The 15,223-nt window shown below is 35.1% G+C and carries 15 protein-coding genes and 1 riboswitch; of the genes, 4 read left to right on the forward strand and 11 right to left on the reverse strand.

Annotated features, from left to right (window positions below; genetic code table 11):
• Both B9N71_RS12950 and B9N71_RS02390 read left to right on the forward strand, forming a co-directional pair.
• A partial coding sequence (locus tag B9N71_RS12950) for a hypothetical protein (RefSeq protein WP_167370043.1) occupies positions 1 to 1,110 on the forward strand: 1,110 nt, incomplete at its 5' end.
• 830 nt (positions 1,111 to 1,940) lie between these two features.
• Positions 1,941 to 2,978: a hypothetical protein gene (locus tag B9N71_RS02390; RefSeq protein WP_143421996.1), complete on the forward strand. Its 1,038-nt coding sequence runs from the start codon at positions 1,941 to 1,943 to the stop codon at positions 2,976 to 2,978.
• A 391-nt stretch (positions 2,979 to 3,369) separates the two neighbouring features.
• Here the strand turns inward: B9N71_RS02390 and B9N71_RS02395 are convergent, their stop codons facing one another.
• From B9N71_RS02395 to B9N71_RS02410, 4 genes are all read right to left on the reverse strand, one after another.
• Positions 3,370 to 4,401: an AI-2E family transporter gene (locus tag B9N71_RS02395; RefSeq protein ID WP_085163984.1), complete on the reverse strand. Its 1,032-nt coding sequence runs from the start codon at positions 4,399 to 4,401 to the stop codon at positions 3,370 to 3,372.
• A 260-nt stretch (positions 4,402 to 4,661) separates the two neighbouring features.
• Positions 4,662 to 5,282 carry a peptide chain release factor H gene (gene prfH / locus B9N71_RS02400; protein ID WP_065589473.1) on the reverse strand — a complete coding sequence of 207 codons (621 nt, stop codon included), beginning with the start codon at positions 5,280 to 5,282 and terminating at the stop codon, positions 4,662 to 4,664.
• On the reverse strand, positions 5,282 to 6,370 hold the full coding sequence (locus B9N71_RS02405) for an RNA ligase RtcB family protein (protein WP_085163985.1): 1,089 nt from the start codon (positions 6,368 to 6,370) through the stop codon (positions 5,282 to 5,284). Before B9N71_RS02405 ends, prfH begins: the two co-directional genes overlap by 1 nt.
• Positions 6,371 to 6,921: 551 nt before the next feature.
• Positions 6,922 to 7,860, reverse strand: a complete 939-nt coding sequence (locus B9N71_RS02410) for a hypothetical protein (protein ID WP_085163986.1) — start codon at positions 7,858 to 7,860, stop codon at positions 6,922 to 6,924.
• A 135-nt stretch (positions 7,861 to 7,995) separates the two neighbouring features.
• Between B9N71_RS02410 and B9N71_RS02415 the strand changes: the two genes are divergently transcribed.
• Both B9N71_RS02415 and B9N71_RS02420 read left to right on the forward strand, forming a co-directional pair.
• A complete protein-coding gene (locus B9N71_RS02415) occupies positions 7,996 to 8,196 on the forward strand; it encodes a heavy-metal-associated domain-containing protein (protein ID WP_034912296.1) in 201 nt (66 codons plus the stop codon).
• Positions 8,197 to 8,375: 179 nt separating this feature from the next.
• The gene (locus tag B9N71_RS02420) at positions 8,376 to 8,834 is read left to right on the forward strand and encodes an STY0301 family protein (protein WP_085163987.1); all 459 of its coding nucleotides are present in this window, start codon (positions 8,376 to 8,378) and stop codon (positions 8,832 to 8,834) included.
• Positions 8,835 to 8,900: 66 nt separating this feature from the next.
• Here B9N71_RS02420 and thiD read toward each other — a convergent pair whose 3' ends face one another.
• From thiD to rpe, 7 genes are all read right to left on the reverse strand, one after another.
• The gene (thiD, locus tag B9N71_RS02425) at positions 8,901 to 9,695 is read right to left on the reverse strand and encodes a bifunctional hydroxymethylpyrimidine kinase/phosphomethylpyrimidine kinase (protein ID WP_085163988.1); all 795 of its coding nucleotides are present in this window, start codon (positions 9,693 to 9,695) and stop codon (positions 8,901 to 8,903) included.
• Positions 9,696 to 9,706: 11 nt separating this feature from the next.
• Positions 9,707 to 10,348 carry a thiamine phosphate synthase gene (thiE, locus tag B9N71_RS02430; RefSeq protein ID WP_085163989.1) on the reverse strand — a complete coding sequence of 214 codons (642 nt, stop codon included), beginning with the start codon at positions 10,346 to 10,348 and terminating at the stop codon, positions 9,707 to 9,709.
• A gap of 12 nt (positions 10,349 to 10,360) precedes the next feature.
• A complete protein-coding gene (thiM, locus tag B9N71_RS02435; RefSeq protein ID WP_085163990.1) occupies positions 10,361 to 11,146 on the reverse strand; it encodes a hydroxyethylthiazole kinase in 786 nt (261 codons plus the stop codon).
• Positions 11,147 to 11,209: 63 nt separating this feature from the next.
• Positions 11,210 to 11,311: riboswitch (TPP riboswitch) on the reverse strand.
• Between the two features lie 37 nt (positions 11,312 to 11,348).
• Positions 11,349 to 12,710 (reverse strand): Trk system potassium transporter TrkA, encoded by a 1,362-nt coding sequence (gene trkA / locus B9N71_RS02440; RefSeq protein ID WP_085163991.1) that lies wholly within the window; start codon positions 12,708 to 12,710, stop codon positions 11,349 to 11,351.
• Positions 12,711 to 12,819: 109 nt separating this feature from the next.
• A complete protein-coding gene (gene trpS / locus B9N71_RS02445) occupies positions 12,820 to 13,815 on the reverse strand; it encodes a tryptophan--tRNA ligase (RefSeq protein WP_085163992.1) in 996 nt (331 codons plus the stop codon).
• Between the two features lie 23 nt (positions 13,816 to 13,838).
• The gene (locus tag B9N71_RS02450) at positions 13,839 to 14,534 is read right to left on the reverse strand and encodes a phosphoglycolate phosphatase (RefSeq protein ID WP_065561329.1); all 696 of its coding nucleotides are present in this window, start codon (positions 14,532 to 14,534) and stop codon (positions 13,839 to 13,841) included.
• Positions 14,527 to 15,204: a ribulose-phosphate 3-epimerase gene (gene rpe / locus B9N71_RS02455; RefSeq protein WP_085163993.1), complete on the reverse strand. Its 678-nt coding sequence runs from the start codon at positions 15,202 to 15,204 to the stop codon at positions 14,527 to 14,529. Before rpe ends, B9N71_RS02450 begins: the two co-directional genes overlap by 8 nt.
• Positions 15,205 to 15,223: the final 19 nt, after the last annotated feature.

The raw sequence follows: 15,223 nt of genomic DNA on the forward strand, positions 1-15,223 counted from the left end.
AATAATCCTATTCGACGCGTTCTTGCACGAAATTTATTTGTATCTTCCAAATTATCTCTCAACGTATTATCGAAATTGTTCCAAAAAAGCTTATTGGTGTTGGGGCTGTTATTATTGTTATCTTCATGGAGTTTACAGGCATTAACTAGTAAAAGTGGTCGTGCAAATAATCATCGTAGTGATGCAATAGTACTACCTGCTGATCCAGTTATCTTATTTGCGACCCCTACCCTTTCCCCTTACTATCTTTATAATGAAGGTATTAACGATATTCAACCTGAACCCACGACACCTGAATTTGTTTACAATAAAGGATTTTTTGCTCAACTACATCCTTTATATGCTTTTAATTTTCCTACCACAGGTGCTGATGGGTTATTTTTTGATTTAGTTTTAGAGGGAAATGTAAATGATTTAATATGGGATTCTGATACACATGAAGGAATTACTGCCACAGTGACAAGTATACCAAGGAATGAGTCTTGGTTTTATGAGGCTTGCAGTACTCTGGAAAGTTTTATGCCTTCCTGTAGTACAAAAACTATTTTTAAAAAAAGTACATTTATACGCGTTATTTTAACAGGTCCATCAGCAAATCATGCTCAAAGAAACTCCAATAATCCAAGTCCAGTTCGTAAGCCACATTTGCCGCAAACATTTGAATTAGTGGGTAGAAATAGATCTGGTGAGGTATTAAAGTATAGTTTTATATTGAAGCAGTGGTTTGTCCATCGTGGTGATAAAATGGGTAACCAATCTGAGCAAACCGCATGGTGTAATGCGATAGGTTATCGTATGCCAAGAGTAAAAGATCTGACCAATGCGAAGTGCGGTGTAGGTGACTCCCGATACGACAATTTTCCTTGTAGAAATGGAATAGACGGCGCTTCACCACAGTCACGCCGTAATGATGTACTACGCAGTATAGGAGCAGGATTCGTAACGGAATGGGGAACCTTGACTATGTACAATAGTGCAGGCTTTACCAGGCGTGATGACTATTGGACTAGCGATAGCGATTTCTTCGTAAAATCGGGCAGTGGCCAGGTTTATAACCTAAACTCAAATTGGGTTTCTAGCTCTAATGGTGGTATTTGCGTTTATCCTTAATACTAATTTCTTATTTTTTATATAAAAGAGATATTAAGCTTGGAATTAATCAAAAGTAAAGCAGTTAAAGAATAACGCTCAGCTTAAGTGAATCTAAGCTATGAAGCAAGCGTTAAGCGCTTTTACACAGCAAGTAAAAGCGCTTTCAGTGAAATAATAAAATAACAAAAAACGCAGTAATTTTATCATTTTACAAAAAACTAGATTACATCATGAAGTGCAACTCGTCTTAGCTCCTTAGAATAAAAGGAGGCAGGGCTTTTATTCTAAGGCCGTTTTCTTGGGTGCGAGTTCAATAAATATTGTATTTTCTTTATCTGTTCGTCGTCAACGAATGAAATAGTCGCTGACGTTTGTTTAAACATGCGGCAATCTGCTCTGGCTGTAATAATGTATTAGGTATTTTTCAATTTGATGTCATACCGAGCCTCTATGGGCCTATCATTACCGCTGTTTTTTCGCCTTTTCCGAGCAAGTGTCACCGCCTCATGCGCTTGATAGGCTTGTTTACGTTTGAATTTCTTTTTATCTCACGACTTATTGTCGAAGGATATTTAGAAACATAACACCATATTTTAATTAAAAATTTAACTATCAATAAAACTGAACCGTTTTTATTTTTACATTTCTTTATAAAAAAAGTCCGCCAAAAAACTAGCCAACCATTTTTTTAATGGTTATACTTTTATCGCTATAGGAAAATAAGCTTATTAAATAAGCGAATAATTATAAAAATCTAAATAAAACAAAATATTACTTGACAGGTGAACCATAATGCATTATCATTTTAGACACCAGACACCAGACACCAGCACTGGCAAACCTATGTCTTGAATTTATCAAATAATCCTATTCAATGCGTTCTTGCACGAAACTTATTTGTATCTTCCAAATTATCTCTCAACGTATTATCGAAATTGTTCCAAAAAAGCTTATTGGTGTTGGGGCTGTTATTATTGTCATCTTCATGGAATTTACAGGCATTAACTAGTAAAAGTGGTCGTGTAAATAATCATCGTAGTGATGCAATAATTTTATCTTCGACGGTGCTTATTGACTATGTAAGACCGAATCTAATGAAAGCTGACAGCCAGTTACCTGCAAGCCCAGTTGATATATGGAATCCTCATAAGGGCTTTTTAGTTCAATCAATTGATCCTGAATCATACAATCTAAATTTCCCGACCACAGGTGCACATAATTTATATTTTGATTTACTCATAACAGGAATAGATGTAAATGAATTGACATGGTTACCTGTCACACATGAGGGAATTACTGCAACAGTGACAAATGTTGTAGCTAATGATAGGTGGATTCCTGATGAAGACAAGGGAAAAGTTTTTCCCCGTGTTAAGCTAACAGGTCCAGTGGCAGGAAATCAATGGGATAATCCGAATCCTAGCCGAATTACTGTACCAAAGTTACCGCAGAAGTTTGAGTTAGTGGGTAAAGATAGTGATGGTAATGAGGTAGTAAGATATGGGTTTGAGTTGAGGCAGTGGTTCGTCAATCGAGGAGATAGAAGAGATACCGCTTCTAACCAAACTACATGGTGTAGCAGTTTGGGTTATCGTATGCCACAAATAAAAGATTTGACTAACGCTGTCTGTGTGGATCATAATCCTTATTCTTCTGATCCTTCCTATTCTAAGTGCAAAAATGCAGTAACTATTGATGCTAAGCTGTCGTCAGGTAATCGGTTTTATCAACGACGAATAGGAGCAGGATTTTTCACAGAGTGGGGAATGATAGACACATTCTTTATCCCCGATGCGGGTTTTGTAGGTTCTGCTTATTTGACCAGTATCCCTTGTTCGGAGGAAAAAAATGGCTTCTTAGCAGTACACATGGGGGGGGGGACCTAGGTATGTGTGGCAAGGATGACGACGTGGCAACCTTGCGTGATCATGTTATTTGCAGTACACCTTAGCTGTTTATCTCTCCATTTTTGAGTTGCAGAGGGGCTGAAGCAGACAACGTATGTGCGCTTTTGTTATTAAGCAGCGGTTATTAAATAACAAAAGCGCTTTTTTTAATCCAAAATCGGTGTAATAAAAAATAGTCAGTCTATAAATGTTTGATTTATTTAAAAACATTAAACATAAGCTTCAATAAAATTAATGGTTTATCTGAACAATTTTGGTGATTTTAAAGTTTTGACTATGTGGTAATAAATTAACTTATTTTTTACTATGAAAATCTATTTTATAACAATCAGATAACTATCAATTTATACAAATCTTAATTTGAATAGATTTAAATAATTCGTAATTCTTTTAGTGATAATTTTATAAACGCATAAAAAATAGGCGCAAAAATTAAACCAATGACACCAAAAAGAGTTTCTAAAAATAGCATCGCAATTAGTAATTCACAGATACCAGCATGGATTTTTGTGCCGACAATTTTAGCATTAAGTACATATTCCATTTTATGGATTAAAATTAAATAAACAATAATTATTATTGAAACAGAAAATGATACGGTAAATGCGACAAAAAAGATTATTGTATTGACAATCAGGTTTCCAATAATTGGAATTAGACCAAAAATAAATGTTGCTAGCACTAAACTTTTACTAAATGGCAAATGAATACCAAACACGGGCAGAATAATAAATAGTAAAATAGCCGTCATTACGGTATTAAATAATGCAATCACAACTTGAGAGATAGCTACATATTGGAAAACCACTACTAATCGGTTTAGGCTGGTTTTCAAGGCTTTAGTCAATGGCCTTTGTGTAATTTGATTATGATCAGCGTTGCGTTGATTTTCTTTATAACCCAGAATTAATCCAATGATCATTCCTACAATTAATATAATTAAATCATGAAACACTTTTTTAATAATAGATTGTAGATAAAACACATGATCTTTAAGGTAAATCATTATAGTTGATTTAATTTCATCTAGATCATCAGGTAAATAATGGGTAATACTTGTTGGTAGACTGCTGATTACATTGTTGACCAGTAATTTCAAATTTGTTAATGTTTCGGTTGGATGCTTGGCCATATCAACAAACCAAGCAAATAAATACCAAAAGCCACCAATAAAAATGCCAATAATTAAAGTGGTAAGTACCAATACCGAAATTAATTTTGACCTATGGCTAAAACGTAGCATTTTTTGTGATAAAAAATCATCTAATTTTTGTGTTAACGTATAGGTTAATAAGCCTGCAATTACTGTAGGCATTAAATGCACTTGCATTAAGATAATGAAACTAACCGAAAATAGCACAAGGCAAAACAGCCCTAATTTTTGATTGTTATTAAGTAACATTATTGATTTATTTCCTTTAATAATTAATGCGATATATTAAGTGAGCATATAGGCTGAAAGATAATTATAATGATAAAAATAGGATATTGATACATTTGGGATTTATAAAGTATCAATATTCCATATAAATTATGTTTAATTATTTATTACTATGTAACATGAAGTATATATTAATGTTTTAAATGCTTTTTATTTATAGTGTTGGTAAATAAAGTTTTATTATTCATATAAATAATAAAACTATTATATTAGTAACATGGTTAGTGTCTTTTTTCGCTAAATTTTTCGCCGTAAAATACTAAACTACTATTACCTCTTGGCACCGAGTAATGAAATTGTTGGCGCGTGGTTTTATGTTGTTGATGTGTATTTGCTTCGTATTCGGCAAGTTTATGGGCTAGTAATAATTTAGCTAACCGTTTATTGGCATGTTGACTTCGTTCTGTTTGTACTTTAACACTAATCCCCGTCGCAAGATGTGTTGCTCTTACTGCTGATTCGGTTTTATTGACATGCTGGCCACCTGCACCTGATGACTTCATAGTCGTAAATTCAATGCTACTATCTATTATTTGTGAGGGATTTTTTAGGCAAGTAATACCGATAAACCAATTCTTACGTTTATGCGTCGGTCGATACGGACTTTGACAAATCCATTGTATGGTTCCAAGCCAACGTTGAATTAATTGTTCACTTTGTAAACCTTCAACCGAAATAAGGACTGATCGAAAAGTATTGGGGTTATCACCCAATACGTTTTCGACAATTTCGGTTGTTACCGATAATTGTCTTGCCTCATCTAAGAATTTTGTTACTGCTTTGGAAACAGCTAAAGTGCACTCGGCAGGTCCTCTGGCAGATGAAAAAAAGAGTAATGCCATTAATGACCTCCTTGTGTTTTATAGTTCAATATTGGCGTAAGCTGTGCAATGACTTTAACAATATTGACTTGTTGCATAGACTCAATCACACTATCGATTGATTTATATGCTTGTGGGGCTTCTTCATAAATTAAGCGACTATCTTCACAAATTATGCGAGTACCTAATTTAGTTCTTTTTAACTCTTGCATTGAATAACGATTATCTAACTTACCTTTACAATCGGTTCGTCGCCATTTACGCCCTGCGCCATGAGCTAATGACATAAGTAGGTTTTCACTCTTTATTGGTTCGACTAAATAGCTATAATCCCCTCGCGATCCTGGCACAATCACTAGTTCATCCGTAGCTGAAGAGGCTCCTTTACGATGTAACCAATAGTTTTGTTTCGAAAACGTTACTTTTTCCAGAAAGTTATGGCACACATTTAACACTTCTGTCCCTTGTGTATTCAGATTTTTCATTAATCTTTCTGCAACAGTTTGGCGATTTAATGTTGCAAACGCCACGGCGTTGTCATGTTTAGTTAGATAGTTTAATGCTTCTGGACTATTTTCAGGCAAACCTTGATAACCAAAGCATGATATTTGATTTTGTAAAATTTGATGTCCTAATCCTCTTGAACCACTATGTACTAATAAAAATAATTTTTTAGCATTAAGTTGATAATGATTAAATAACTGTTCATCAAAAATCTTACTAACCTTTTGTAATTCAGCAAAATGGTTACCACCGCCAATTGTGCCAAGATTATATTTGTGCCGTATATCTGGTTGATCAATATTGCCGATTTGCCGTTCTAGTTTATCTACGCTTAGTTTGGCAATATTAATTTCTGTTTGCCAAAATCCCATACCACAACCAATATCACTGCCAATTAAAGCAGGGTAAATGATTTCACGACTTAAATAAGCCGCCCCAATAGGATAGTCTTTTCCTGGATGAAGATCTGGCATACCAACAACTTTAACCATATTTGGTAAATTTGCAGTTGTTAGTAATTGCTCAATAGCTAAACCTTCGATCCATGTATTTTTTGATGCTATATATGACACTTTGTCAGATAGCATCTGTATAGAATTGTCCATATATCAATCCATTTAATAAGTATTATTGTTTTTGGTTTACCCTGAGGATGTATAAAGACTATTGTTTTGAAAAAATCATATGCAAGAAAGATATGTTGAAGGTGAAAGCTTACTTAAAATTTTACTTAACACCTAACTCTTTAATAGTGATTAGATCACAATAAATTTATTCTTTTCAAACATTATTTTATTAATATAAAGTTGTCTTTAATCATTGGGTATAAGTTATATCGGCAGGCTAAAATTAGCAGAATGAATTGAAGTAAAAGGTTGGATAGGTAATTACTTAATTATTTTGCGATAAGCCTGCAAAGGTTAGTTAAATAAATCATAATCAATTCTCCTTTGCGGTTAATAATGGCGCGTATCATAATTATCTTTTTGCAAGATGTAAATAGTAGAATAAAAATTTTAGTACTTTTCTTGAAATAAAAATGGGAAAACAGCTTGTTCGTTTGTTGGTGCATAAAATCCATTTGAAATTATCTTTTCCTGTTAAAAGAGGCTGTTTAACAACCTCTTTTTTATTTTTGGAAATGACTAAGGCAATGCTATTTAATTACATAAAAGTTAACATCGCGAGTATTTCTGAGAGCATCAACGAATTGCCTCAATTCTTTTCTATAAGTTTTCTCAGGATCGTTTTCTTCTGTACATTTGTCTTCTGCACCATAGCTTTTAGCCATTGCATCATTTGATGCCAAATTGTCGTATGGTTTTGTAAAATCACTACCTTTTAATGTCATAAGATGATTCCAATCATTTAACAGGCCTTCCATATATTGGCGACCGGCTTCGCATTTTATGTTATTTAAGTCAATCTTAGGAATAACATATTGGCTTATCTCGCTGAACTTTTTAGGGTTGTAAGGGAAGCTAATGTCTTCTTGTTCATCTTCTTTTAAGAATTCAATAAAGTCGCTTTCACGATATAATTTTCTAAAACGTTGTTGATAAGATTGGTTTTTCTTTAATCTTAGGTCTTGAGTTATTTCTTCTGGGAAAGGTTGATCATAAGAATAATCCCAACGATATTGGCTGTGTTCAATAAATACATCATTGATTAATTTTGCAGGCATTTCTATTTCTTGCTCTTTACCATCAATAATGGCTGGGATGTTATTTATTTCTCTGTTTTCTCTTAAGATCTTTTCGTATTGCTCATCATTCAACTCAGAGGTTGAATAGATGACAGTGTATAAGTAATAGTTACTTTGTGTTGGGTTAATAAGACCTAATTCTCCAAATTGAGCCGGTTTTACGACAAAATTGAAGTCGTCATTATTGTACGATAAGGTATGTTTGCCATATTCAAATGTATAATTAACACCTGATTTGGCTGGAATCGTTAATTCTTTACCATCAATAGTGACTTTTATTTCGTTAGCAGTAGGATTGTCAATCCAACGGTCGATAGAGCTAGGTTCAGAACATCCAACAAGGATTAAACTGCAAATTAGCAGTAAAGAATATTTTATTTTTTTCATCATAATATTTTGTTATAAGTATAAAAAGTGAGTGAATTTTATCATGTTTGTAAAAAAAATTAAATGTAATCAAATAAAATTAGTGTTATAAATAGACCTGTTATTTATTAAAAATGCATTAGAAATAGAGAGGTTTTCATGAAATTAATAGTCGATAATATGAGTTGTCAACACTGTGTTAAAGCAATAACAAAAGCAATTAATGATATTGATCCAAATGCAAAAGTGACCGTTGATTTAACCAAACACGAGGTTGATATCGAAAATAGTTCTATTTCGCAAGAAGCTGCGATTACTGCTGTTAATGAGGCTGGTTATGAGTTTGTTAGGATTGTGTAATAACTACATCTATATTTGACGGCACTAGGCTATTTTGAAGCATCTTTTCTATTTTAATTTGTTGAAATTTCAAATTAAAACAGAACTAATAAAACTTTGTTTAAGGTATTGGCATATTTTGGGGAATGCTAGAATGCTTTTATCTGTTTATTAATAGGCTATTGTTATAAGGATATATTATGAAAGGTAAAATATTGAGTGTTACTGTGGCTATTATGGCTTGGTGTGGTGCAGTTTTTTTTGTTAATGCTTATCAGATTGATTGTCCACAAAAATTTAATATTAAAGAAGAAGTTGTAAATATGCCTGATGGGTGGGAAGTTTCTAATGATATAAATAGTAAGGAGGCATCTTTTTTTAGTATGATTGTTTATCACGATAAGCCTTCTAGAATGGCGGCTTTAAAACCAGCAAAAGGAACGGTTGACGGTAAGAAACATGAGTTAATATGGGAAGTTAATTATAAGACAGATATTGAACCTTATTATGTTAGTTGTTCTTATAATGGAACTAGAGTTGAGTTGATAAAACAAATTGATTTATCAATGAAAAGTTGTTGGGCTGATTATTTTGAAGACGAGCAAGGAAAGCGAGGAACGCTCAGTTGTAGTACGAGTGAAGCAAAAGATCTGCATTAGTTGCGTATGGGATTTGTTGTTATATGCAATAGTTAGTGACGTAAATCCCATTAATATTTTGAACAATTACCACCAGCGGTAAAAATGATGCGTTGGTCCAATTCCTTTCCCTATATTTAAATCATCGGCATGGCTAATTGCGCCTTGTAGATAATTTTTTGCTTGGGCGACTGCTTCTTCTAAATTATTTTTAGGTAATAATGCTGCAATAGCTGCTGATAATGTGCACCCCGTTCCGTGAGTATTTTTAGTTTGGATGCGTGGAAAGGTCATTCTTATTATATTATTGTGTGTGATCAAATAATCAGGGCTTTCATTGCTAGGCAAATGTCCTCCTTTCATTAATACCGCTTTACAGCCTAACTTGAGTAATTCACGCCCTTGCTTTTGCATTTCATCTTCGGTTTTAGCTTCATCACAATCGAGTAGCGCTGCTGCTTCTGGTAGATTGGGAGTAATAATTGTGGCTAAGGGTAATAAAAGCTCACGAATAGCTGTTACGGCATCAGACTTTAAAAGGGGATGTCCACCTTTAGCAACCATTACAGTATCTAACACGATAGTAGGAATAGGGTTTGTTTTAAGAAGGTGGTGAACGGTTGCAACTATTTCTTTATTCATTAGCATACCCATTTTTACGCTATCAATTTGAATATCTTGATAAAGTGTATTAAATTGGGCTTCAATAAATTCGGGCGATATAGCTAATACCGCATCAACCCCTTGCGTGCTTTGTGCCGTTAGGGCAGTGATAACTGACATACCATATGCACCAAGTGCAGAAAAAGTTTTTAGATCGGCTTGAATACCTGCACCACCGCTAGGATCAGATCCTGCAATGGTTAATGCAATTGTTGTCATGATAGTATTTCCTATTTAACTTGTTTGATTTTGTTGATAAGCGATAATGTTGCTTGTTGAATATCTTTTTTGCCACAAATAGCCGAAACTACAGCAACGCCGTCAATGCCCGTTTGAATAATGCTAGTTACATTGCTTTCATCAATACCACCAATGGCAACAGTTGGGCACTGTTTTAGTTTGACTAATTCAGTTAATTGTTCAGTTCCTATTGCTACCGTTGCATTTTTTTTGGTTGTGGTTGGAAAGATAGGGCCTATGCCAATATAATTAACCTGCTGCCAAGGAACTGCTTCAAGTTGTTGTTGGTTAGTTACCGAAAGGCCTAACCATTTATCTTTGCCGATAAGTTGTCGAGCTACATCAACAGGCAAATCACTTTGCCCAATATGGACACCATCGGCATCAACCGCTAAAGCAATATCTACATGGTCATTTATAAATAGTGGAACAGAGGTGTCGTTTAATGCTTCTTTTAATGCTAAGGCAGCGTAGTACCAATCTTTACCGCTAAACTCACGTTCAGATCTTAACTGTATTGCAGTCACACCATTTGAAACAGCAATCTTTGTGGTGTTTACCATGCCATTAATGCCACCGCATAATAATGGATCAAGGACTAAATAGAGGGTTAAATCCAGTCGTTTTTTCATTTGATTTCCTTATTAAAGCGATGGGTTAAATGTTGAGAGTTGATCTAATAGTGATATCGAGAAAGTTCCTAATCCTTGTTGTTTATTAGCTAGCTCACCAGCTTTTTTCATCATAAAACATGCACAGGTAGTGGCTGATAATGGGTCAGGAGAATTAGCTATGAAAGCCGCTACCATTGCAGATAATGAACATCCTGTACCTGTTACTTTTGTTAAAGCAATATCACCTCCAGTTATACTATATGTGCTGTTTCCGTTAGTTATGTAGTCAACATCGCCCGTCATTGCGACAATAGTTTGATATTTTTGCGCAAGCTCTTGGGCAGCGTTTAAAGCTGATTGAGTTGTGTCTTGACCGTCGGGTCCTTTTGAGAAAGATTTTTGACCATTTAGTGCTAATATTTCTGAAGCATTACCTCGTATTACTGCGGGATTAAATGATAATAATTGATGTGCAATTTCAGTTCGATAATTAAGTGCTGCTCCTACAGCAACAGGATCGAGTACCCATGGGGTTTGTGTTTGCTGTGCCTTGGCGGCCGCTAATAGCGTACTTTGGGCTGTGTTGCTGTGAATAGTGCCAATATTAATCAGTAAGCTATCGGCAATGTTGACAAATTCAGCAACTTCTTGTTCGGCAATTACCATTGCTGGAGATGCACCAATAGCAAGTAGTACATTGGCGGTAAAGTTTTGGACTACATCATTAGTAATGCAATGCACTAGTGGGCGGTGTTGTTTTATATAATTGATAAAAGGAGCGGTTTGGGTAATTTGGAATGATTTGGCTGCTGACATATTTCTTCCTTTCTTACTGATTTATTAATTTATAAATGTCGGGAAGAATTTGCCAATTTAAGGCTTTTATGGCTTAGACTTCCCTACGCTGGTATAATCCAGATCAGGTTCAACGGGTGAAATCTCAGTTTTTTGTTTAGACAAAAAACACCCCGAGTCAAAATGATTTTTTATTATGAACTGATTATCTATTTTTAACAAGCTATTGTAATAATCTTTCAATATCAGTAATTGCTTTTCTATCTGGTAAGAAGATGATTAGATGATCATTGTCTTCAATGGTTAAATCAGTATTAACGATAATAACATCTTCTCCACGCACTACAGCTCCAATGGTTGCACCCGATGGGAGTTTTAGGCCATTAATATTTTTGCCAACCAGTCTTGATGTTTCACCATTACCATTGGCAATAATTTCGACAATTTCGGATTCTCCTTGTCTTAATGAAACAACTTTAACAACCCCAGTTTGTCTAACATGGCTTAATAGCTCAGATATTGTGGCGTGTTGTGGGGAAATCGCAATATCAATCACACTATCATTAATTAGTTCAAGGTAGGCTTGGCGTTGAATTAATACAATTACTTTTTTCGCTCCCATTCTTTTGGCTAACATAGAGGACATGATGTTGGATTCATCATCACTGGTAACAGCGATAAATAGATCAGTAAGTTCAACTTGTTCTTGTGAGAGCAATTCTTGATCCGATGATTCCCCATGTAATACTGTTGTATTAACAAGTTGCTCGGCAATTAATTCTGCTCGTTCGGCATTTCGCTCAATTAATTTGACTTGATAGTTATTTTCTAAACGTTTTGCTAGAGCGACAGCGACACCACCACCGCCACTGATAATTATTCGTTTATATGGTTTTTCTAACCTTTGTAACTCACTGGTCACCGCTTTGATATTAACGGGGGGAGTTATAAAGTAGACCATATCGCCCGCTTCTATAAGTGTTGAACCAAGCGGTCGGATAAAACGGTTTTTGCGGTAAATAGCTACTACTCGAGCTTCAACATGTGGTAAATGTTCTTTGAGTTCTGATAATTCACTACCTACTAAAGCACCGCCATAATAAGCGGTAACGGCAACCAAACAGACACGATTGTCGTAAAAAGATGCAAATTGTAACGAACCAGGATATTGTACTAATTGACTAATATGGTTGGTGATAAGGTTTTCTGGAGCAATGATATGATTGATATTAATACAATCTTTATTGAAAAGAGGGTAGTTTTCGTTATTGTATTCAGGTGATCTAATGCGTGCAACTTTTTGTGGAATATTGAACATGACATGCCCAATTTGGCAGGCCATCATGTTGACTTCATCTGAGTTAGTTACAGCAACAAGCATATCAGCTGATTCAGCACCAGCGCTTTCTAAAACTTGTGGGTAAGATGATTTTCCGCAAATCACCTGTAAATCAAAACGTTCTTGTAATGATTGCAATTTGTCGTGATCTTCATCAACCACTGTAACATCGTTTTGCTTTTCGGTAACGAGATATTCAGCAAGCGCACTACCTGTCTGTCCTGCACCAAGAATAATAATCTTCATAACTAACCTGTATATTTAAATGGCTTTAATTGTTACCCATTTTCCTTGTATATTAAAGCCATTGCATACTGTTTTATTTTTTAGTAACAATCAGTTATTAATTTTTCAATTATACAAAACCGATTGCATCATAAACTTTTTTCAAAGTTGGTGCGGCTTTTGAGCGTGCTTTTTCTGCCCCTTCTTGCATTATTGAAATTAGATAACTTTCATCATCTCGATACTGATGATACTTCGCTTGAAGTGTAGTTAGCATATCAATGACTTGTGTTGCTACTTCGGTTTTTAGGTGGCCATACATTTTGCCTTCGAACTCTTTTTCAAGTTCGCTGATAGGCTTACCTGTCACGCCAGTTAAAATGTCAAGTAGGTTTGAAACACCAGCTTTATTTTTTAGATCGTAACGTACCACAGGTGGCTCATCTGAATCGGTCATTGCACGTTTTATTTTTTTCTCGATATCTTTTGGATTTTCGAGTAAACCAATTACGTTATTGCGATTTTCGTCTGATTTAGACATTTTTTTAGTTGGTTCTTGTAGTGACATGACGCGAGCTCCCACTTTCGAAATAAAGGGTTCAGGAATAGTAAATATGTCACCGTAAAGCGCATTAAATCGCATAGCAATGTCGCGTGATAGTTCAAGATGTTGTTTTTGGTCGTCACCTACTGGTACTAAGTTTGCTTGATAGAGCAAAATATCCGCAGCCATCAGTACTGGGTAATCAAACAATCCCGCATTGATGTTTTCAGAATGACGAGATGATTTATCTTTAAATTGAGTCATACGGCTAAGTTCACCAAAGTAGGTGTAACAGTTTAATGCCCAGCCGAGTTCTGCATGCGCAGGCACTTGTGATTGTACAAAAATGGTACTTTTTTGCGGATCAATACCACAAGCTAAATATAGAGCGAGTGTGTCTAATGTGGCTTTACGTAATTTGTTCGGATCTTGGCGTACGGTAATTGCATGTTGATTGACGATACAATAAATGCAATCATATTCGCCTTGCAGAGCCACCCAATTTTTTAAAGCACCTAAGTAGTTGCCAAGTGTTAGTTCTCCTGATGGCTGAGCGCCACTAAATACAATCGGTTTGCTCATAATTTATTCCTAATCTATGCTAATTATTTTTTTGCCTTAGCTTTTGGCTGAGGTAATAATGTTAATATGTCTTTAAAATCGTCAAATAAGAAATCAGGGTTGCTAGTGGCAATCGATATGCCATAGTTATAACCATAGCTTAATGCAACAGTTGGGCAGTTAGCATTTTGGGCTGCAGTAATATCATTTTTTGAATCACCAACAAAAAGTAACTGATCACAGAATAATCCAAATTTAGCCATTACTTGGTATAAAGGGGCAGGGTGTGGTTTTAATTTGATCACATCCCCTCCACCAAGCACTAATGAAAAGTACTCTTTTATGCCTAAAGAAGTCAGCAAAGCAGGCAAAAACTGTGCCGGTTTATTGGTTACTAATGCTAGTGGATAATTATTATCGTGAAGTACTTTTAAGGTCTCTTTAACATTGGGAAACAGTTTTGTTTCTGCATCGATGACTTTATCATAGTGTTGATTAAATAGATCTTTAGCTTTGGCAAATAGTTCTGTTGATGGATCGACTTCAATTGCTTTGAATACTCGTTCTAGCATAATATCAATACCATTGCCTACAAAATTTTTGACTTGTTCGTTGCTGATTGTAGGTAGATTCAAGTCTGCTAACATATTTTGTGTTGCTAATGCTAGTCCTGGTACGCTGTCAACTAATGTACCATCTAAATCAAAAGCTACTGCTTGAATATTTTCTAGTTTATTCATGTTCAACTCCTGCTAATTCTTTACGCATGGCGTCAATAACTGTTTTATAATCGGGTTGGCTAAATATAGCTGAACCAGCAACAAACATATCGGCACCAGCTCTAGCTATTTCGGCAATATTGTCAATTTTTACACCGCCATCAATTTCTAAACGAATATTGCGTCCAGATTCAATAATGCGCTGTTTAGCTTGTTGTAATTTCTTAATTGTTGAAGGTATAAAAGATTGACCTCCAAAACCTGGGTTAACACTCATTAATAAAATAATATCAATGTTATCCATGACGTAATCTAAATAATCAAGCGGTGTAGCTGGATTAAATACAATACCAGCTGTGCAGCCATGATCTTTAATTAACTGTAATGAACGATCCAAATGGACAGTAGCTTCTGGATGAATAGATATATTGGTTGCCCCAGCTTTGGCAAATGAGGTAATTATCTCTTCAACAGGTGATACCATCAAATGCACATCAATGGGAGCATTAATACCATAGTTTCGTAAAGCTTTACAAAACATTGCTCCCATTGTGAGATTAGGTACAAAATGGTTGTCCATGACATCAAAATGTATTACATCAGCTCCTGCATCTAGCACTTTTTGTGTATCTTCACCAAGGCGAGCGAAATCAGCTGATAATATTGATGGAGCAATAATGTATTCTTTCATAACTTACCTCTAATAACTC

Origin of the sequence: Gilliamella bombi, from assembly GCF_900103255.1 — a bacterium.
GTDB lineage: Bacteria > Pseudomonadota > Gammaproteobacteria > Enterobacterales > Orbaceae > Gilliamella > Gilliamella bombi.

Bases quoted from the DNA above. Each gene is read 5' to 3' on its own strand.
- trpS (WP_085163992.1), bottom strand. From the start codon at position 13,815: ATGAGCAAACCGATTGTATTTAGTGGCGCTCAGCCATCAGGAGAACTA.
- rpe (WP_085163993.1), bottom strand. From the start codon at position 15,204: ATGAAAGAATACATTATTGCTCCATCAATATTATCAGCTGATTTCGCT.
- trkA (WP_085163991.1), bottom strand. From the start codon at position 12,710: ATGAAGATTATTATTCTTGGTGCAGGACAGACAGGTAGTGCGCTTGCT.
- B9N71_RS02395 (WP_085163984.1), bottom strand. From the start codon at position 4,401: ATGTTACTTAATAACAATCAAAAATTAGGGCTGTTTTGCCTTGTGCTA.
- prfH (WP_065589473.1), bottom strand. From the start codon at position 5,282: ATGGCATTACTCTTTTTTTCATCTGCCAGAGGACCTGCCGAGTGCACT.
- thiM (WP_085163990.1), bottom strand. From the start codon at position 11,146: ATGTCAGCAGCCAAATCATTCCAAATTACCCAAACCGCTCCTTTTATC.
- B9N71_RS02405 (WP_085163985.1), bottom strand. From the start codon at position 6,370: ATGGACAATTCTATACAGATGCTATCTGACAAAGTGTCATATATAGCA.
- B9N71_RS02450 (WP_065561329.1), bottom strand. From the start codon at position 14,534: ATGAATAAACTAGAAAATATTCAAGCAGTAGCTTTTGATTTAGATGGT.
- B9N71_RS02420 (WP_085163987.1), top strand. From the start codon at position 8,376: ATGAAAGGTAAAATATTGAGTGTTACTGTGGCTATTATGGCTTGGTGT.
- B9N71_RS02410 (WP_085163986.1), bottom strand. From the start codon at position 7,860: ATGATGAAAAAAATAAAATATTCTTTACTGCTAATTTGCAGTTTAATC.
- B9N71_RS02415 (WP_034912296.1), top strand. From the start codon at position 7,996: ATGAAATTAATAGTCGATAATATGAGTTGTCAACACTGTGTTAAAGCA.
- thiE (WP_085163989.1), bottom strand. From the start codon at position 10,348: ATGAAAAAACGACTGGATTTAACCCTCTATTTAGTCCTTGATCCATTA.
- thiD (WP_085163988.1), bottom strand. From the start codon at position 9,695: ATGACAACAATTGCATTAACCATTGCAGGATCTGATCCTAGCGGTGGT.